This window comes from Streptoverticillium reticulum (assembly GCF_047456005.1).
Classification (GTDB): domain Bacteria; phylum Actinomycetota; class Actinomycetes; order Streptomycetales; family Streptomycetaceae; genus Streptomyces; species Streptomyces reticulum.
The window spans coordinates 26,643-46,439 of sequence record NZ_CP179757.1 but is presented as its reverse complement, the minus strand read 5'-3'; the positions used below and the strand labels follow the sequence as shown (position 1 = coordinate 46,439).

The following is a 19,797-nucleotide window of genomic DNA, read 5'->3' as shown; positions in this document are numbered from 1 at the left end:
GGCGGGAGAGGGCTTCTTCCATGGCGCGGCCGAGGGCGCGGCCGCCGCGGACGTTCTCCGGTGAGCGGCCGGCGCCGTAGACGCCGAAGTTGCGCCAGCCGCTGTCGTCGTACGGCATCGGTTATTTCCCCCCGAGGGTGTACAGGCGCTTTTCCTTCATTTCAGCTGGCATGCGGCCTTCCTTGAAGACCTGGCGCCAGTCGCCTCCGGCGACGTGGAGTTCGTCAACTCCGGATACCTGTACCAGGATAAGGCCTCCCTGGTGGGCTTTCCATGATTTGAGCCAGAGGCTGGCGAATGCCTGGGAGCGGATGGTGTGGACCCATTCGGGTCGGCGGAGTTCGTTGTTCTTTCCGGATTCGCCGATGGTGGAGGTGAACCGGGAGTACATCGCTTTGACGTATTCCTCGGTGACCTTGTCGTGGTTCTCGATCGCGGTGGTGCGGGCCTGCTGCAGGACGCGGCGGAATTTCTCCAGCAGTCCTTCGGAGGCGCCGGAGGTCCAGGACTCCAGGATCCGCGGTGCCTCGCACAGGTCGAGCTGGTGGCAGCGGATCAGCAGGCGCAGGGTGGCGTCGTCGAGGTAGTACGGGCCGGGCTCGACGCGGTTGCCGAGCGGGCTGGGCAGGTGGGTGTGGGGCCATTCGAAGTGGTCGACGCGGTGGATGCCGGCGCGGCGGCGGTCGAAGCCTCCGGTGGGGTCGTGCTGGAGCGCGCCGATGGGCAGGTGCGTCTTGAAGGCCGACAGGAATGCGGCGTTGGTGTCCAGCGCGGTCACGTCGAGCGGTTCGTGGGTGCCCTTGCGGATGGCGTCGGCCAGGGGCTGGTTGCGCCATTTATGGCGGCCTTCCCATACCTCGTCCGATGCGCCCTGGGCGGGCTTGGAAAGGAATTTAAGGGCGGGCGGGTAGACGGTGTGGACGTAATTCGCGCCGACGCGGGTGAGTTTGAACAGGGCCATCGAGTCCGGCACAGCTTTCCGCACGAGGGCCTTCGTCGCGGCCTCCATGTCACCCCCGGCTTCTTCGAGGGCCTGCTCGACGGCGGCGGTGATCTTGTTCAGGAAGAACGTGTACACCCGCGCGCTCGTACGGGACGCCGGGACGTCCGCTTCCGGCAGCGCGGTCGTGTCCTGAAACGACTGCGACGCGGCCGTCTCCTCGTCGCCGGGCGTCTGGAGCGCCTGGGCAGGACCGGCGGGCCGGTCGCCCGGCGCAGCAGGGGTCGTGTGAGGCACCGGCGCGGCGGCGGGCGGCTCCCCGGCGAACGGGGCGGTACGGGCCGGAGTGGGGGCCGTGCGCGCGGTCGCGGAGTGCACGGTGGTGTAGGCGGCGAGGGCGGTGTGGAGGCGGGCCCCTTCGGGGGTGTCGGGCAGGCGCGGTGCACGGGCGGCCAGATCGGTCATCGTCCGGCGCAGCCCCGCCAGCACACCCGCCAGCTCTGGCTCCGGGCACGCACCGACAGCCACGGGTGCCCCGTCGCGTGCAACGCCCGTGGCGCCGGTCGCGGTGGTGGTGCGGGCATCGCGCAGGGCGGCCATGGTGCCCGTCAGCCGGGCCGAGAGACCGCTGAGGGCACCGGAGAGGAACGGGCGCGCCGCATCCAGCAGTTCAGCCTCCGCCGCCTCCAGGCCCTCCCCCGCGGCAGCCTGTCCGGCGGCAGGGGCCAGGGCGGGAGCGGGGGCAGTAGTCGACGGGCCGGGCCCGGTGTGGGCGAGGGCCGGGCCAGTGGACGGCGCAGCGGCCGGGGCGGGCTCCGCCGGGACGGCGGAGCCGACGCTCACCGGGCCTGTGGGGTCAGCGGACCCCTGTGGCGCGGCCGCGGCCGGGAGATCGTGGCCGGCGGGCGGGGCGGAAGTGGCGGGGCTGTACGGGCCGGTGACGGCCTGTCCGGTCAGCGGTGGGTTCGAGGGCCCGGCGCAGGGCACAGCAGGCGTGTGCGGGCCCTGGAGCGCCTCGGATGCGGGTGTGATGCCGGAGGCGCCGGTGCCGGGCGGGGTGTGACCGTGAGCGGCGGCGTGGGAGGCGAACGCGGCGAGCGCGGCCGCCAGACGACGGCCCTCGGCTGTGTCCGGCAGACGCGGGGCGCGGGCTGCGGTGCTGGCCATGGCCTCCAGCAAGAGCGGCACCATGTCGAAGTTGTTGGCCACGGCCTCATCGAGCAGCGCAAGGGCTCGTGCCACGTCCTCGGGCAGGGACGGGACCGCGCCGCCATGGGTGAAGGGTCGGGCGGCCGCGAGGAGTTCGGCCTGGACTGCCCGGCCTTCCTCGTCGGCGAACGCCTCCGTGGCCGAGAACGGCCGGGGCGGATCGGTGAAGCGGGCGCAGCTCAGGTCCGCGTGGAGGGGGAGGGTGGCCAGGGGGCCGAAGTCGCGTTCGGTGATGGCCAGTTGGGCGTCCTCGCTGTTACGGGTCAGGGTGAGGGTCAGGCCGGGCACGAGCGCGGTGATGGCGTCGGGGTCGTCGGTGTCCAGCACGGCGAGCACCGGCACACCGTGGGTGCGGGCGAGGTGGGCCAGCGTCCGGGCGGCCGCGGGCAGCGCCGGGCCGGACAGCGGCACGGCGGGATCGTGGGCGTGCTGGAGACGGTCGACGACCACCAGCGCCAGACCCTCAACATCCGGCACCGTCTCAGCGATGGCGTCGGCGGTCAGGCCCGTGCCGTCATCGACGAGCAACGGGGCGGACGCCAGCTGCGCGCGCACCCCGGCAGCGGCCTCGAGCTCCACGGCGGTCAGAGCGTTCGTGCGCAGCCGGCGGTAGTCCACCGGGGTGTGCGCGGCCACGATCCGCGCGGCCACATCGCTACGGGTCAGGCCCGAAGCCGCGTAGAGAACGGGGAGGTTGTGGGTCAGGGCGGTGTACCGGGCCGCCGCGGCGGCCAGCAGCGACCCTCCGGCCCCGGGCGCAGCGGCGATCAGGGTCAGACGGCCCGGGGTGAGCGTAGCCAGGGCCTGGTCCAGGGCAGGCAGACCGAACACCACCGGGCCCCCCACACACGGCACAACCGTGTTGAGGGTGGCGGGGGCGAGGAGCTCGTCCAGGACGGTGGCATCCAGGCGTTGCAGCATGCGGGGACGCGGTGAAGGGTCCGGGGCCGCGGCGTCCTGGGCGGCGGGGACAGGGGCGGCAGCGTCCTGGGCAGGGCCGACGGACTCGGCCTCTTCCAGCCCAGCACCAGCCGGAACCGGAGCAACAACGGCAGACGCAGGGGCGGCAGCGCCGTCCGGCACCGAACCACCCGGCCCGGGGCTGTCGGCGAGCTCGGCGAACGGCTCGTCGACAAGCTCGGCCGACGGCGTCCGAGGAGCGGCTGGCGCAGCCGGGCCGGACGCCTCGTCGGCCACGGGAGCAGCACCGGCAGGCGCGGGCACGGGCGCGGCCGGCCGGGCCAGCTCGTCGGGCGCGGCGGCCTGCGGGCTGGCGGACCCAACAGGCGCAGGGCCGGGGGCCGGTGACGCGGTCGCCTCCGGCGCCCGGGACGACGCAGCAGGCGTACCGGCCCCAGCGGCGTGGGAAGGAGCGGCGGCCGGACGGGGGCCGCCGGGAGCAGCCTCGACGTCCGAGGGGGCCGGGGCGGGCGAGGCCTGAGGTACGGGCGCCCGCATCGATGCGGCCAGGGCTGGCGGGGTCTTCCCATGCGCAGGCGGCTCAGCCGGGGGGATGAGATCGGGCAGCGCGAGCGGTGACCGATCGGACTCGGACTCGGTGGCAGCCTGATCCACCCCGGCGGCGGGCGCAGTGGCAGCCGGGGTGGGGGCGGGGGCCACCTCGGCGGCGGGCTCCGGGGCCCCCGCGTCATCGGGGCCGCCGGGCACGACGACGGGGCCGTCACCGGCGGGGAGCAGCGCGGCATCCACCAGGACCGCGATCGGCGTCGTCCGGTCCAGCAGCACCTGCGGCACCCCCGGCGTGGCGGCCGTGCCGGACGCAGCGACGACCAGGTCTCCCAGCTTCGGACGCGCCGCCGTCCGCGCCCACGACGGCCACGAACCCAGCCGGGCCCGCGACACGGCGTCCAGACGGCCCACCGGAGCCAACGCGGCAGTCGCCCTGCCCTTCGCGACCAACACCACCCGCCCCTCATCGCGTGCAGCGTCGACCAGCTGATACAGCCGCTTACGCGCCACCGACACCAACAACGGCCCCTTGTCCCCCGTATTGGCCGCGGCAGGGGCTCCCTCGGCGCTGGTGCCGGGAGCAGCAGCAGGCGCGGAGGCCGCGGCAGGGGCGGGCCCCGACGACGGCGATGAAGCGGCAGACACAGCGGCGGCAGTGTCCGGGACGGCGGAGGCGGACCCAGCGGCGGCAGGAGTCGCAGCGGGTGCGACGGCGTCCAAGCCAGGCGCAGCAGCGTCTAGGCCGGGCGCAGCGACAGCAGGTGCGGGCAGCAGTGATGAGGCGGTCGGCAAGCGGTGCCGGAGGAACACGCACGATTTCAGGCTCGCCAGGGACGGGCGCTGGAGAACGGCGTCGAGGTGGTCGTCACCGGCCAGGACCAGGGGGAAGTGGTCCGGCACGCTGTGTGCCCACAGGCCGTAGAGCAGTTGCAGCGCGGTGGTGCGCAGCTGGTGGGCGTCGGGCACGATCACCAGGCGTGTGGTGCGTCGCAGTTCCGCGGCGATCAGCTCCTCGGTGTCGGCCAGGACCCGGGGCCTGGGCCGGTGCGCCTGGAGGCCCAGCGCGGTGTAGAGGGACCGGGCCATGGCCGAGCGGTCCTGCGGCGCGGCCGCCCGCACCCACACCACGCCGTGGCCGGGGGCAACCTGGCCCTCGGCGAGGGCCCTCTCCACGGCCGTGGTCGCGGTGGAACCCGGTCCGGTCACACACCCGATCTCCCGGTGTGTGATCACGTCCTGCAGGTCCTGCGTCAGCGGGAGAACCGCAAGAGCAGCAGGGGCCCGCTCCGCGGCGGCGGTGGTGTCCGGGACGGCACCAGCGGGTGCAGCAAAAGCGGCGGGATCCTGCGGCGACGGTGCGTCAGACATCAGCAACTCCGAAGAGGACAAGGGGGACAGGGACGGGACGGGATCAACGAGACGGGGGGCGGCAGCACGATGCGGGCGTCCGGTCACAGGGGGCGGCCATAGACGGCAAGGGCCTGTTGAGGCAGCCCGTCGCGCAGGATGGGCAGAAGGCGCCGAAAGTCTTCCAGCAGTCCTCCGCCTTCGACGGGCCACAGCCGGCGATCGGCTACCAGCATCCCGATGTAGGCGCGTCCCGGGGCGTTCTGCCAGGTCGGGTCGAGGACGGAGCCGTCCGGGCGGACGCACCAGGCATGCGGCAGGTAGGCACCGGCGACGTCGAGAGCGAAGCCCTCGGCGTAGACCAGGCCGTGTTCGTGGCGGGCGTGGGCGTAGCGGGCGGCGTTGTTGCAGCACTGCCCGGCAGGCATGGCGGGGAGGCGGCGCGGGGCAGGCGTGGTGGGCGTGGTGGTGAAGCGGCGTCCCAGGTCGAGCAGCAGGTGGTGCTGGGTCCGGTACGTCCATGACCGGGTGTCGTAGACGTGCTCCAGCTGATCCGCGAGCTGGCAGATGTGTCCGTGAGCATGTCCTCGCATACTCGGGGACCGGACGCCGTCGTCATCGTTGCTCTTTCCATGGCGGGTTGGGGCATGGCGGGCCGGTGGGCAGGTGGTGTCATCCGTCGTAGGCCAGGCTCAACTGCCAGGGCGCGCCCGGCGCTTGCGTCCCCGGGTGGGGGGCCAGGACGGGGACGCCGTCGAGGTTCAGGTGCGCGGCGAGGTCGCAGAGTCCGGAGCGGACCATCACGTGGTGGATATCGCGCAGCGCCTGCTCCAAAGTCTCCTGCCGGCTCTGCTGCCGGGCCCGTGGGGACCACGCGCTGAACGTGGTGGTGTCCGGGGCGGTGACGGTGATGCCGTGCGGTGCGAGGGTGAGGACCCGGCCCGGGCGCGCGCCGAGCGCGGCCCAGTTCACCGGGCATGCAGGCCCGGCCCCGGGGCCTCCGGCGGAGCTCAGCGGCGGGGCCGCCTCCTGGCCGAGGACCAGGGCCGGGTCGGTGAGCGGACCATGACCGGCGGTGGGGCCGGTGTCCTCGGCCCGGGCCGTGGGAGTCGTGGAGTAGGTGAGCCACAGGACGACCGGGCCGTTGCCGTCCGGGCCGTTGTCCTCGTCCAAGGGCAGGTGGGGGTCGCGGCGGTGGGGCGGGAAGACCTGCCGGCCGTGGTAGGTGAACCACTCCCCCACCTCGTGCACCAGAAGGGTGGCGAGAGCGTAGTGGGCCTGGGCCACCGCCAGCGCCAGGATCTCCTCATCACGGGCGCCGTGCGCGCACGCGGTGACGAGCTGGTCATCCGCCCAGTGCTCGAACCAGCGCAGCTCGATGGCCGGTCCGCCCGGGTCGTTGACGTCCGGGGCGGTGAAGTGCACGCGCGGGGTGAAGCACTCGGCGTCCGTATCGGGGCCCGTCCAGTGCAGGCGCACCCCACGGTGACCGTAGGTGATCCGGGACAGCAGCGCGGCAAGACGCTCTCCGTGCACCGCGACCGCCTGCTCACGGCACGTCCGGCACAGCGACTCCTCCGCCCGCGCACCCCAGCCGCCACACACACAACGGGCCACGTCACGGGTCAACGGCGGCAAGTACGGGACCAGCGGCGCCAGCAGAGCCGGGCCACTTGCCGGCACCGCAGCCACGGGGGGTGCGCAGCGGGCAGGCCGGGCGGGGGCGGCGATCGCAGGGGACATGAAGGTCACAGGATCCTCCATGTGTGCGGGTAGTCGGGATCCGAGGCACCGGCCACCGGCAACGGCCGGCCATCTGCGCTGATCTGCTCACGGGTGACCCGGCGAGGCACCGCCCGCGTAGTAGTACCGGACAGATGCGGGCAGAAACCGGACGCGATGTCCTTGCACCCCTCGTGCAGAGCGGCCTGCAGCACCAGGCCCTCCGGCGTCACGAACACCCACGCCTGCCGAGACAACGCCTCACCGCACAGCTGACACAGCCACTGGCTCTGGGCCCGGGCAAGCCGCTCACCATCCAGCGCACGGAACCACACCCGATCACCGGACACCGGCGCGACCCAGGGCACCGGCATCCCCCGGTAAACGGGCCGCGGAAGCCCGGCCACGGCCGGCACCGCCATACCGGCCCGCCTCAGGACACGCCATACCGGCAGATCCATCCCCAACGCCGCACACTGGCCATTCCCACACACAAAACGAGAAGCACCGGTGTCGTAGGAGAAAGGCTCCCCGCACTCGCCACACGGCGGCTCGGACACCACAGCCACAGCAACAACCCCCTCAACAAGCACAGCCAACGCACGACGAGCCAGGAACGAGGAACACAGACCGCAGACCGGACACCTACCAGCCGGCGACGGGCCAACGGGACGGGCGGGAAGAGCAGAGGTCCGGCCAAGCCGAACAGGGCAACAGGGGCGCCACCCGGGGGCAGACAACCGTCCACCCTGGAACAGGAGTTGAACCCACCTCCGACCAGACACGTAACACCCTACCCGACCCGTAACAACAGACGCCAGCAGGGGCGTGTCCGTGACTCCGTGTAAGTCCTGGGGTTTCAGTTGAGGGTAATACGGTCCTGGAAGTAGATCGAGAACGCGTTCAGCGCGGCCTTCCAGTGCGGTGCGACGTGCGTTTTGCTGCGCGTCTTGGGCTCGATCAGCTCGCGAATCGCCAGGTAGAGGACCTTCACGGCGGCCTGCTCCGTAGGGAAGTGCCCGCGGTTGCGAGTCACCTTCCGTAGCCTGGCGTTGATCGACTCGATCATGTTCGTGGAGTAAATCACCTTCCTGATCTCGGGCGGGAAGGCCAGGTAGGGCACGAAGTCCTGCCATGCCTGGGTCCAGGTGCGGACCACCGCAGGGTACTTGCGTCCCAGCTCAGACGCGGTGAACTCCTCCAGGGCCTGCTCGGCGGCCTGCCCGCTCGGCGCCGTGTAGATCCTCCGAAGGGCCGGCACGAGCTTGCCGTGGTCGGCCTTCGACGCGTACCGGAGGCTCGCCCGAACCAAGTGGATCACACAAGTTTGAACGGTAGTTCGAGGCCAGACGGCGTTGATGGCGTCGGGAAGTCCCGGCAGGCCATCGCAGCAGGCCACGAGCACATCCTCCACCCCTCGCGCTTTCAACTCGCCCAGGATCGTGAGCCACTGGCGGGCGCCCTCGCCGTCCTTGCCGATCCACAGGCCGAGCACGTGCCTGCAGCCGTCCAGGTCGACACCGACAGCGAGATAAACAGGGCGATTGGCCACCTTGCCGTCCCGCACTTTGATCCACAGCACGTCGACATAGACAACCGGCCAGACCGGGTCGAGCGGACGCGACTGCCACGCTGTGATCTCTTCGTTGACCGCATCAGTCACCTTCGAGATCAGGTCCGGCGACACCTCGGTGCCGTACATCTTCGCCAGGTACGAGCGGATGTCACGGACCGTCATCCCGCGGGCATACAGAGCCAGAACTTACTCGTCGAAGCCCGACAGGCGACGGGCGTTCTTCGGGACGATCCGCGGCTCGAAGTCCCCGTTACGATCCCGCGGCACGTCCACCTCGACCGGACCGACGTCCGTCAGAACGGTCTTCGCCGAGGTCCCGTTGCGGCTGTTCCCGCTGCCGCGGCCGGCCGCATCGCCCTTCTCATAGCCGAGATGCTCGGTCATCTCGGCCTGCAGGGCCCGCTCGAGCAGGGCCTTGGACAGCTGCTGCAGCAGCCCGCCCTCGCCGGCCAGCGGAGCACCGGCGGCGTCCGCGGAGTCCATCAGCTGCTCGAGTAGAGCATCCACCTGCTCGGCCGGAACCGCCTCGCCGACGGCCGCCTCGGATATGTGCGTCTCGTTCACGCGATCGTGCCTTTCCGGAGGGGCGGAGCCACAGACCCCGCCACACTCTCAGATCACGGACTTACACGATCATCCGGACATGCCCCGCCAGGAATAGGGGGACACGTAACAAACGAGAGGAGGGAGGGACAACACAGGCCGGAAGCCGGGCGGGAGCGGGAAGGGGCAGCCCGGCACAGCGAGACGGCGAGACACGCAAGGCAGAGGAGAAGCGGCAGGCGGCGCGACTGGCAAAGGCCGGGAGCGGAGCGGACGCCGAAGGCCGCTTCCTTCGCGAGGGTACGTACGGACGGGGCGGCCGTGGAGCACGCCCGCGCTCGGAGCGTTCACCCCATCGTGACACGCAGACACGCCGCGAACCCTGCATCGACGGCCCCAGACTCGCGTACGCCCCACAATGGGGTTACGCACCCATCTCGCGTGTGCCGGGGCGGGGGAACGGGCATGCCCCCGCCCCGGCCCTCACGTGAGCGCACCTGTCAGCGGAACCAGCGCAGCGCGAGCACCGCTTGCCGAAAGGGCTCAGTGCCCGTGTCCCGCGACGGACGCCGATCGCCCGCCTGTGTCCGTCGAGCCGACGGGCGAGGTACTCGGACCACGGGACGTCGGGCATAGCACGATGAGAGATCACGTGAAGCCTCCTGGGACCGGCAGGAACTGCCGCAAGTCCCGTCTCCTACCAGGGGCTTCACGTGCTGTTCAGAGGTCACCCAAGCCGAACAGCTCTACCACTGCATTCGCTTGCTGAGAAAACCTCAGTGAATGTCTTTCATCCTGAATAGCCGCAGGTCAGCAGGGTGTGGACGGCCTGGACGATGCGGCTGATGCGGTTGGTGGAGCATCGGGCCCGGCGTAGGACATGCCCAGGTTTTGAGCCGGGATGGCAGCGACGACGGTTCCGATGCGGTGGTGCTGCAGCGGGCCCTTCCCAGGACGCGCCAGCTCTCGAGCCTGGTGAAGGCGCGTTCGCCTGGGGCTCACAAGCGGGCGTGGACACGGCTGAACCGCTTGCAGTGCTCGGGGAGTTCGTGGTGCCGGTGAGAGGGGTGCGGACAGTGGCTCCGGCTCCTTGGTAGGCACGGTCGGCAGGACGAGGGCCTGGGGGGTGAGGCAGGCCTGGACGATGCTGTGGGCCCGGGCCGCGGTCATTTCCAGATCGGCACGGTGCGCTGGCGTGCCACCCGCTCGGCCCGCAGCGCTGCTGGTGTGGTCGAGTTCGAAAACCTCACCGTTGCCGGTCAGTCGCCGGTGCGTTGTCCCGTCAAGGGGGGGCAAGGGCGGTGAGCTCAGTGCCGGCGAGTCCTTCCAGGACCTGCTGGGCATCCCCCGGATCAGTACAGGACCGGGGCGGCTCACCATGATGGACGTCCTGACCTGGTTGTACATCCAGCAGGTCACCATCGCCACCAGCTACCTCGGTGGTCTCTCCCCTGCACGGCGCCGGCTGGCGGGCCGGACACTGCTCGGCGCCCACGATGCACAGGTCGAAGCCCTCAGGTCACGCGCCGACCAGGCCCGCAAGGATTGGTCGGCCGCCAAGAGCACCCTGGAGAAGACCCTCAAGGTACGGTCCGAGCACGGGCCGGACGAAGTCGGCGACCTGCAGGCGCGCCAGGCACAGTGGACCACCGAGCACGAGGAAACCGCCGCGCAGGCCCACGCGGCCACCGCGGAGCTGAGCAAACTGGCCCGTCGACACCAGGCCCTGACGGATCAGGCGAAGGCAGCCGAGTCCGCACAGCAGGCCGCACGGACTGCGGCGGGCGAAGCCGAGAAGGAGGCCCGGTCCTGGGCCCGCGCGGAAAGGGAGGCCAAAGGGCTCTACAAAGCGTTGCGGGAACGCGCGGCCGACCCCACGGCATTCCCGATATGTCACCAGAAGCTGGTCACCAAAGGGCTGAAGGACGAGCAGTGCCCGTTGTGCAAGGAGATCGACCCCGGACAGGCGTAGCGAAGCCGGCAGGACGACGAGCGTGTGCAGGAAGCCCGTGAGCAGCGGGACCGTGCCCGTGCAGCCCGGCAGAGGACGGATGACGCGGCCGCGGCCGCGCGGTTGAAGGCACTGCAGGCCGACCAGGCCGTGCGGGAGGCGTACACGCGCGCCGCGGAGTTCGGTAGGGACCTCGTCGATCCCCAGCGGGAAAAGGCCCGTGGCCTTGAGGCAGCCGCGCGTGAACTGGCAGACCGGCTGGAGCAACTCGCGCGGCATCTCAGGGAGGTCGATGCCTTGCACGACCTCGAACGCGGGCGCGACCACCTGGCCTCGGCGAAGGGCAAGGCGCAGGAGGAGTTCACAGGAGCGGAGACAGCGGAGACAAATGTCAGCGAGCACGCCAAGGCCCTGGCGCAGCGCTGGTCGTTCTTCTTCGAGAAGCGTATGAAGGCCACCGACCCGCAGGTACGCAGCGCCTCCATCGACGCCGACGGGTTCTCCCCACTGGTCAACGGACGTTCTTTCGACGCCCAGGCCGTCGCGGGCGCCGTCCTCGTCAGGATCAATATCAACGCCATGCTCGCGCTGCGGGACTTGATGGCCGAAGTCCCGGCCATCCTGCTGCCGGGTTTCCTCCTGATCGATTCTCCGCTAAGCGGCCTGGGGACCCACGGACACGACCGGGAAGCCGGCGAGATGATGCTGCGCACCCTCACCGACTGCGCGCTCCGACCCGATGCGCAAGACGGGGTACAGCAGGTCATCTGTGCAGTCAACGACCCACTGAGCGAGCCCGTTTCGGGCGTACGCGAGATCCTCGTGGGCAAGACCGTCCGCTATATCCCCGGCCTCCCCGCCAACCTGGCATAACCCCGCTGAATACCTGCGCTCCTCGTTCAGCAGGGTGTTGAGAGACCTGGTGGCGCTGCCCCTGGGGCCTGTCATTCCCGACTGGTCAGACACCCCAGCCTCCGGGCACCCCTGGGGTGGTGTGGTGGGGTGCCCGGGGTTGTTGTGGTTTTGGTGGGTCAGGGTTGGATGGTGAGCTGGACCTTGTGGGAAGAGCCGAAGAGCTTGGAGGTGAGGTGGCCGGTGGACGTCCAGGTCTTGACGGTGTTGTGGCGGGTGTCGACGGCGAGGAGGTCGGCCTTGTGGTCGCCGTTCAGGTCGCCGGCGGTCATCCGGTCGAAGCCGTTCCACGGGGTGAGGGTGACGGGCCTGGCGAAGGGATTGTGCTTGAAGTCGCCGCTGGACTTCCACGCCAGCAGCTTGCCGTGGGGGTCCTTGGCGATGAGGTCGGCCTTGCCATCACCGTCGAAGTCCCCGGCCGTGGTCTGCGTGAAGCCCTTCCAGGGGGTGAGGACGATCGGCTTGGCGAAGGGGTTCTTCGTCCCGGACTGGCCCTTCCACAGCTTGAGCTGGTGGGTCCTGGTGTCCAGGGCGACCAGGTCGGCCTTGCCGTCGCCGTCGAAGTCCCCGGCCGTGGTCTGGGTGAAGCGGCCCCAGCCGCCGGTCAGCTTCACGGGCTTGGCGAACCCGCCCTTGCCGTCGCCCTTCCACAGGTACAGGACGCCGTCCTTGACGGCGACCAGGTCGGTCTTGCCGTCACCGTCGAAGTCCCCGGCCGTGGTCTGCGTGTAGTCCCAGCTCTTGTACAGCTCACGGCCCGCCTTGAAGGAGGAACCGTCCCCCTCGCCCTGCCACAGATACAGCCCACCGGTCGCCTTGTCCTTACCGACCAGATCCGCCTCACCATCCCCCGTGAAATCCCCCAGCACATCCTCCGACAAATCCGACGCCTTCACCGGAGACGGCACAGGCCCAGGTCCGTCGAACTTCGCGAAGATCTTAGAGAATTCCTCGGGGGCCTGCTTGACCCCGCTCGAGTCGAGGCCAGCTGATCCATTGTCCTGGTCTCGGTTGACTGACCAGAAGCCGAGCTGGCCGATACCCTGCTTTTCCGCCCAATTGACCAGATCCTTGGCGTTCTGAAGCGAGAAGGTTTCGGTCTGAACGTCATTAACCCCGAGGTCCGGGGTGAGACCGATCATTTTGTAGATTTCGGCCGATGTCTTGTGCGGGTAAAGTCCGGAAAGGAATTTGTGCGTATTCTCGGCGGCCTGCTTAGCACCCGCGAGCATGTCATGGCTAGGGAGAGCATTGTCGCCATAGTCCATGGTCATGATATTGACCCGCGCAATATCTACACCGGCATCCACCCAGTCCTTGACGAGCGCCTGCCCTCCATGTTCAGTCAGGCCACTGGGGAGGACCGCCGGAGTGAGAGTAACATGCAGTTCACGCTTCTGCTTCTTAGCCCACTTCTGGACCATGGCTACAGCCTGGGCGTTCTTCTTGTTTACATCGCCATAAACCTTGTCATCGTCGTATGGCGGCTCAATATCGAAGTCGATCTTGGTGAGTGCGTAATCCGAGATGATCTTCTCGTAGGCCTTAGCAAGGTCTGCGGCATTCTTGTACTGCGAAGATTGGTCGACATAAGGACCGATCTGCCCTCCGAATGAAGCGGTTACATCATAGCCCTGTTGGCGGACATCGTTGATGACGTCCCCGAACTTCTTCTTCGAGGTAAGGTTAGCGTCTTGACCGCCCCAAGAAGGCTCCCCCTTTTCCTTGAACTGGTCGGCAGTGATGAAAGCGAGCGTGACATTCTTTGCTCCGACCTGCTTCATGTACTGGCTGAGCGGCATCGGCTTGCCGCCCAGATTGACCATGCCGTTTCCATTTCCGGCAGTCGGGTCAAAGTACGGCGAAAACGGCTGGAGCCCCCGCACGTCCTTGTTGGCCGGTTGTACAACAATCTTCGAGGAGTCGGAGCTGTACTGGAAGCTCGTTGCCTGCCCCACAGTCTGGTGCGCAGCTATGGGGTCATTGGCCCACGACTGGGACGGATCCGTGGGCGGAGACCAGAGTTCAAGGCCTTGCCCATCGTTGATCACCTTGATTTTGAGGTTGCTAAAACCATTGAACCCGCTGGCACCCCAGATAGCGATCGGCGTGTCGACCTCCTTCCCATCCTTCGTCTTGGACTTAATGTACTTCGAGATCTTCATTCCGATGGGGAATTGGATAGCCGCCTTCCAGCCAGACGGGATCTCCTTATCTCCAGTGTTCTTCAACGTGAAGGTGACATTGGCCGCCGACCCGTAGTCCATAGAGCTGCTGTCGATCGACGCCGTCAGATTGGGGTCGCTGGTGCGGACCTCGCCCGGATTCATGCGGGAGAGACCCTTATCCGTCATGTCACCACCGTGGCCGGTGTACTTGTCCCACGGAGTGTCGCCCAGATGGCGAGGGGACGCCTTGCCCTGCAGCGGCATAACGGGGCTGGCCTGGGGGTGAGGAGTCGCGGCGAATGCGGGTGAGGCGGACGCGATACCGCCAGCGGCTACGGCGGTCATGATGCACGAGGCGACCAGACGCTGGCCGCGGATACGACGCTTCACTACAGAATCTCCTTTTGAAGGATAAGGCGCCAAATGCACTGACGGGAGTTCATGAACCCGCCAGAATGTTTCCGAGATGCGAAACCATCACGCCGACAACACACGTCCCAAAACCCTCCCACCAATAGCGGCGAGCAAGCCTGTTCTTCCTTGCGGCGTAATCGCGACCTTATTGGGGCTAGAAGTTGCAAACGCCTACCGAAAGTTGACGCTTTCGTTTCGGAAGGAAGTGGTTGAGTCGAAACGGTCTGGTTGCCCGGGGTCTCGGCAAAGTCGACCGTAGGGCGCCATTGGCACCGTCAAGTTGCTGGAGCGCGTCTGGTGGCGGCCGGGCTGCTCAAGGGACGGGACAGGGTGTAGTCGTTGACTCGCGGACGCAGGTCGTAGTCGCGCAGCGGTGGGTTGACGAACAGGGCGTCGAGTTCCCATGCGGGGGCGGCGCCGGCGATGAGGTTCAGATGTGGTCGGCTGGTGCTCCGTTGTGCTCGGCTTTGCGGGCATGAGACCCCAAACAAGAGTGAACAGCGTCAGGGCGTGGAGCCGAGGGCGGTCGGGTGCGCAGCGCTGCCAGGCGGCGGCGAACGCGCGCTCGCCGTCGGGCAGGGGCGCGTCGGGCGCTGGCGGTGGGCCCAGGTGCGCACGGCGAGGTCGCCGTGTGGGTAGACGGAGAAGTCGCCGGTGTGGCCCGCGGTGGCGGCGAAAGCAGTCCATGGGCCTACGCGCGGGATGTCGCCGAGGGCCTTGACGAGGTCGTCGGCGTCGAGGGCGGCCCAGTTGTCGCCGTGCTGTTGGTAGGCCATGGCGGCAGCCTGCAAGGCGGTGCGGTGGAAGGCCGTGCCGACTCGACGGAACGCGTCGTCGGGCAGGTAGAGGACGATCTCGGGGGCGGGCGTGAGCGCGACGGGCCCGTGCGGGGTGTCGCGGGTGCCGTAGGGCGGCACACCAACGGAGGTAGAGAGCGTGGGCCTGCGCAGCACGTACGACCTGCCGGAGGAACGCCGTGGTGATGGCGTCCCGCAGGGACGGATTTGGCGGGCGAACGACCGTGTCGAAGCCGATCAGGGCGTCGCGCAACGGGGCGGGGGCGGTCGTGGGCACGTCGGCGGTGGTGTGGTCAATGCGCGGTGGTGCGTCGGCTGTCTTGTTGGAGCAGGGCGAGGTCTGCCCCCTTCCAGCGGGCCGACCACACAGCATCGCGGGCCAGGATGGCGCGAGTCGTACCGCTGTCGGCATGGGGTGTCCATGCCGGGTGGTCGGTCATGAGCGTTGTCACAGCATCCCCTGATTCCTCCGGTGAGTGACGGCCCAGGACCATTGGGGCAAGGCACACCCCAGAGTTTCGGCCGGAACCACCTCACCCGACCTGAGCGTTGCAGCTGCCGGCGGGCGGAGCGGAACGGCGTCAGGTAGGGGCGCATAGCGAGTGGGCCAGCCCCGGGTGTCACAGACTCCGGGGCGGCCCGCTCGTCAGCACAGATGCACGGGCGGCAGATCCGCGTCGTCCCCCATCTGAGTGCGTCGGCCGCGATGCCTTCCTCGACGAACTGCGTTGCACCCTCTTGGCTGCAGCCTGTGGGGGTCGGCTCGAATGACAACAGGATGCGGACCGGAGCGCCGTTGATGACGTGGGGCTGCCACGCTTGACCGAGCTCGCGAATCATCAGCCTCCACGGGGCCTGGCTGTAGTCGAGGGAGACGACGCCCCCGTGCACGGTCAAGCGCGGCCCGTTCACTGCGTCCTCACCTCTGCCTATACCTACTTCCCCACCGGTCGTTCGTCATTCGCCGGTGCCCCACCTGCGGAGGGCCTCGGTTATGAACAGGCAGGCCACACCCCCGGGGGCATTCGACGACGGGCAGGGAGTCACCCGGTTCGCTGCCGTAGCGGATCGCATTCGTCTCCAGCTCGGAGACGGCGAGTACGGCATCAGACGTGTGTTCAGGACGCGTTGAGAGCTCACTCGACGAACTCGCGGGCGAAGGCCCGAGACGGTTGATCGAGCCCTCTCACATGGAGACAGAAAATTACATGTGCCGACTGAACATCTTTCATCCTGAATAGTCCCAGGTCAGGAGGGTGTGGACGGCCTGGACGATGCGGCTGATGCGGTTGGTCGAGCGCCGGGTTCGCCGGAGGATGCGCATGGACGGAGGCGTTGCCTCCTCGGTAGGCGCGGTCCGCGAGGACGAGGACCTGGCGGGTTAGGCATGCCTGGACCACACCGTGGGCGCGGGCGGCGGTCAGGTCGTGGGTCCAGCCTGGCAGAGCCCTGGAGAACCACAGTGGCGTGCCGCCCGGGCGGCCGATGACCTGCAACGTTCATCCCGTGTCGCCGGTGTTTTTGCGAGTAGTACGGCTCGTTCGCGGCGATACGGTCGGTGGCGATCAACGTGCCGTCGAGGACCGCGAAGTCCTCTGGCGGGCAGGGTCCGCAGCGCGGTCCGCAGGTCCGGTGCGTGGTAGGCAAGGATCTCGACGGTCCCGGCGATGTACCAGCCGATGGTCGCGGTCAAGACGCCGAACCCGGCTGCGGGCCGGGCGAGCGTCTCGTTCATGCGCAGGTGGACCAGTGCCAGCAGGGCCTGCCGGAAGCAATTGGGCCGTTGCCAGGGGGGCTTCTGTTACACCTCCGGGTACGGATCAGCCAGGAAACCTGCCCAACGACCTCGTACGGGACGTCGAGCGTGGCTTGATACGGGACCGCAAGGCTTCTGCTGTCGAGATGTCGGCGAGTGAGATCACCAAGGCAGCGGCCAGGAGTCTTGCCTCGTCCGCACCGTCATTGCCCCTGTGCCACAGGCTGAAAGACGTTCAGTGGTGTGGTGGTTGTGTTTTTGCGTGGGGGCTTGGCGTGTGGGGGGTGTCGTTGGTTGGTTGTCTTTTGGGTTTGTATGTGGGTGTGTGGTGTGTCTTTTGTGTGGGGGGTGGGGGCTTTGTGTGGGTGGGTGTCATCGTTGGCTTGTGTGGGTGGGGTGGGGTGTGGAGGGAGACTCGTTGGTGTGCGCGTCGGTTGGCTGTGCTGGTGCGGGTGTTGGCGGCACGGGGTGTCGTTGGGGCTCGGGCGGGCTGGCTTGTCTGGCGTGGGGTTTTGATTGTCGACGAGTGGAAGATTCCTATGAGGGTGTGTGCGGTGTCCGGTGGTCGGCGGGCGTTGGTCCGGGCTGCTGCGGCGGCTGTGGTGGCCACGGTGGGTATTACGGCGCTGGGGGCCGCGGCGCCCGCTGCTACTGCTGCTGGTCAGGCCAGGGCCGGTGCGGGCGGCTGTACCCCGACCGATGGTTATTCCAACTGCCAGATCTTTGATTACACCGGCAAGAAGACGCAGACCTTCACCGTCCCGCAGGGGGTGTCGAAGGTTTTCGCGAAGGTCTGGGGCGCCGGCGGCGGCGGCGGTAAGAACTCGGGCAACAAGGACGCTTATGGGGGTGCGGGTGGTTATGCGCAGGGCACTATTTCGGTGCAGGGGGGCCAGCAGCTCACCCTGACCACCGCCGGCGGCGGCGATAAGGCATACCAGACCAATGCTGCGGGCGGTTACGGTGACGGCAATGGCGGATCAATATCGAATGCAGCCCTCAGCTCGTCTGGTGGTGGTGGGGGTGGTGCGAGTTCGGTGAGGTCCGGTGACACCCGGCTGCTGGTCGCCGGCGGCGGCGGCGGCAGCAGCGCCACGCCGGGTGGTGCGGGTGGCGGGGACCGCGGGCAGGACGGGTCGGGGACGAAGCAATACCCCGACACTAGTGGTCGTGGGGGGAGCGATGGCAAGGGCGGCTCCGGCGGCAATGCCAGTGGTTTCACGCCGAGCGAGAAGGGCGGGGACGGTTTCGGTGCCAACGGCGGGACCAGCACGTTCAACCACTATGGCGGGGCCGGCGGCGGCGGTTACGGGGGCGGCGGCGGCGGCCAGGGCGAGGGCAACTACGGGTTCGGTGGTGGTGGGGGTGGTGGTGGTTATGTGAGTGCGTCGTTGGCGGGTGGGAAGCTGATGGCGGGTGACCGTCAGACGCCGGGCAATGCGGGGGATGTGCAGCGGGGGAAGGCCGGTGGTGGTGGTTCTTCGTTGCATCCTGCGGGTTTTGCGGGGCGGATTGTGCTGGAGTGGAATGAGCCGGCTGCTCCGGTGGCGAAGGATGACGGCCCGGTGAAGACCGTGGCGGGGAAGCCGTCGGCTCCGATCGATGTGCTGGCGAACGACAGCATCTCGGGTGACCGGTCGAAGGCGCAGATCGAGCTGCAGAACAACGGCAAGGGCCAGCACGGCACCGCGACGGTGAAGGACGGCAAGGTCGTCTACACCCCCGCCGACTCCACCTGGACGGGCAAGGATTCCTTCACCTACAAGGTGAAGGACGAGTTCGGGCAGGAATCGTCGAAGGCCGCTACGGTGACGATGACGGTGACGCCCGGCAAACCGTCCTATCTGAAGGCGTCGGATCTGTCGCAGGATGCGCTGGGTGATTTCGACGGGGACAAGAAGGCGGACTTGGTCGGCAAGGACAAGGCCACCGGCGGCCTGTACGAGTGGAAGGGCAACGGCAAGGGCGCCTTCGAAAAGGGCCGCGAGCTGTACAAGACTTGGGACTACACCCAGACCACGGCCGGCGACTTCGACGGCGACGGCAAGACCGACCTGGTCGCCGCCAAGGGCGACACCCTGTACGAGTGGAAGGGCAAGGGCGACGGCACCTTCCAGGACCCCGTCAAGCTGACCGACGGCTGGAACGGCTACACCCAGACCACCGCCGGGGACTTCGACGGCGACGGCAAGGCCGACGTCATCGCCATGGACACCAAGACCGACACGCTCTACCTGTGGAAGGGCCAGGACAAGTCCGGCAACCCCTTCGCCAAGCCCAAGTACCTCACCCGCTGGAACGGCTACACCCAGGCCACCGCCGGCGACTACAACGGCGACGGCAAGGCCGACCTCCTCGCCCACACCCCCCGCGGCAACCTGGACTACTGGCAGTCCGACGGCAACCTCACCCCCGGCCACAACCCCTTCGCCAAGCCCAAGTACCTCACCCGCTGGAACGGCTACACCCAGCCCGCCGCCGGCGACCTCACCGCCGACGGCAAGACCGACCTCCTCGCCGTCGACACCAACAACAACACCATCAAAACCTGGAACTCCACCGGCACCACCACCCCCCACCTCTTCACCACACCCCACACCATCCGCCTCCAACTCCCCAACTAACCACCCACCAACAACCCACAGGACCGGCCCCCGGCACAACATGCCCACCTGCATCCCGCCGGGGGCCACCGGCACGGCACGCCTTCAGTCGCTCTGCTGGAGCTTGAAGGAGGATGCCCGGCTGCGGTCCTGGTAGCCGGCGGGGATGCCGTCTGCTGGTGGTGCGGGCGAGGCAGCCGTACCCGAGTGATCTGCCCCTTGCCGCATGGGAGTTGGCCCGGCCGGTCATTACGGCATGGAAGGGGCAGCACCGGCGTCAGCAGGCATCGGGGCCGGTACGGGCTTGGTACAGGGGGGATCGTCAACACCGCCCTGTACCAAGCCCGTTCCGGCCGCCAGCGGCCTTGCCTACCGCACGATTCCCCGCT

Annotated in this window: 9 protein-coding genes and 3 pseudogenes; 3 read left to right on the top strand and 9 right to left on the bottom strand. The window is 68.5% G+C overall.

Annotation, left to right across the window (positions count from 1 at the left end; translation table 11 throughout):
• Positions 1-121: 121 nt before the first annotated feature.
• From ACMATS_RS38330 to ACMATS_RS38305, 6 genes and pseudogenes are all read right to left on the bottom strand, one after another.
• A complete protein-coding gene (locus ACMATS_RS38330; RefSeq protein ID WP_414170974.1) occupies positions 122-4,987 on the bottom strand; it encodes a DnaB-like helicase C-terminal domain-containing protein in 4,866 nt (1,621 codons plus the stop codon).
• An 83-nt stretch (positions 4,988-5,070) separates the two neighbouring features.
• Entirely contained in the window at positions 5,071-5,559 is a 489-nt protein-coding gene (locus tag ACMATS_RS38325) for a hypothetical protein (protein WP_414170973.1), read from the bottom strand.
• A 79-nt stretch (positions 5,560-5,638) separates the two neighbouring features.
• Positions 5,639-6,718 (bottom strand): hypothetical protein, encoded by a 1,080-nt coding sequence (locus tag ACMATS_RS38320; protein ID WP_414170972.1) that lies wholly within the window; start codon positions 6,716-6,718, stop codon positions 5,639-5,641.
• Positions 6,715-7,110 (bottom strand): hypothetical protein, encoded by a 396-nt coding sequence (locus ACMATS_RS38315; protein ID WP_414170971.1) that lies wholly within the window; start codon positions 7,108-7,110, stop codon positions 6,715-6,717. The genes ACMATS_RS38320 and ACMATS_RS38315 overlap by 4 nt, the downstream gene beginning before the upstream one ends.
• A 437-nt stretch (positions 7,111-7,547) precedes the next feature.
• A pseudogene (locus ACMATS_RS38310) lies at positions 7,548-8,747 on the bottom strand (IS256 family transposase).
• 850 nt (positions 8,748-9,597) lie between these two features.
• Positions 9,598-10,004: pseudogene (locus tag ACMATS_RS38305) on the bottom strand (transposase family protein); the annotation flags it as partial.
• A 181-nt stretch (positions 10,005-10,185) separates the two neighbouring features.
• Between ACMATS_RS38305 and ACMATS_RS38300 the strand changes: the two are divergent.
• Both ACMATS_RS38300 and ACMATS_RS38295 read left to right on the top strand, forming a co-directional pair.
• Positions 10,186-10,779, top strand: coding sequence for a hypothetical protein (locus ACMATS_RS38300; protein WP_414170970.1), 594 nt, complete (start codon positions 10,186-10,188; stop codon positions 10,777-10,779).
• 24 nt (positions 10,780-10,803) lie between these two features.
• A complete protein-coding gene (locus ACMATS_RS38295; RefSeq protein ID WP_414170969.1) occupies positions 10,804-11,631 on the top strand; it encodes a hypothetical protein in 828 nt (275 codons plus the stop codon).
• Positions 11,632-11,789: 158 nt separating this feature from the next.
• Here ACMATS_RS38295 and ACMATS_RS38290 read toward each other — a convergent pair whose 3' ends face one another.
• From ACMATS_RS38290 to ACMATS_RS38280, 3 genes and pseudogenes are all read right to left on the bottom strand, one after another.
• The gene (locus ACMATS_RS38290; protein ID WP_414170968.1) at positions 11,790-14,228 is read right to left on the bottom strand and encodes an FG-GAP-like repeat-containing protein; all 2,439 of its coding nucleotides are present in this window, start codon (positions 14,226-14,228) and stop codon (positions 11,790-11,792) included.
• A 527-nt stretch (positions 14,229-14,755) separates the two neighbouring features.
• On the bottom strand, positions 14,756-15,169 hold the full coding sequence (locus ACMATS_RS38285) for a hypothetical protein (protein ID WP_414170967.1): 414 nt from the start codon (positions 15,167-15,169) through the stop codon (positions 14,756-14,758).
• A gap of 1,108 nt (positions 15,170-16,277) precedes the next feature.
• Positions 16,278-16,939 (bottom strand): annotated as a pseudogene (locus ACMATS_RS38280) (transposase family protein); the annotation flags it as partial.
• Between the two features lie 420 nt (positions 16,940-17,359).
• Here ACMATS_RS38280 and ACMATS_RS38275 point away from each other — a divergent pair.
• Positions 17,360-19,429 (top strand): FG-GAP-like repeat-containing protein, encoded by a 2,070-nt coding sequence (locus ACMATS_RS38275; protein WP_414170589.1) that lies wholly within the window; start codon positions 17,360-17,362, stop codon positions 19,427-19,429.
• Positions 19,430-19,797 lie beyond the last annotated feature (368 nt).

Excerpts from the sequence above, each read along its gene's own strand:
- ACMATS_RS38330 (WP_414170974.1), bottom strand. The coding sequence starts at position 4,987 with ATGTCTGACGCACCGTCGCCGCAGGATCCCGCCGCTTTTGCTGCACCC.
- ACMATS_RS38325 (WP_414170973.1), bottom strand. The coding sequence starts at position 5,559 with ATGCGAGGACATGCTCACGGACACATCTGCCAGCTCGCGGATCAGCTG.
- ACMATS_RS38315 (WP_414170971.1), bottom strand. The coding sequence starts at position 7,110 with ATGGCGGTGCCGGCCGTGGCCGGGCTTCCGCGGCCCGTTTACCGGGGG.
- ACMATS_RS38300 (WP_414170970.1), top strand. The coding sequence starts at position 10,186 with ATGATGGACGTCCTGACCTGGTTGTACATCCAGCAGGTCACCATCGCC.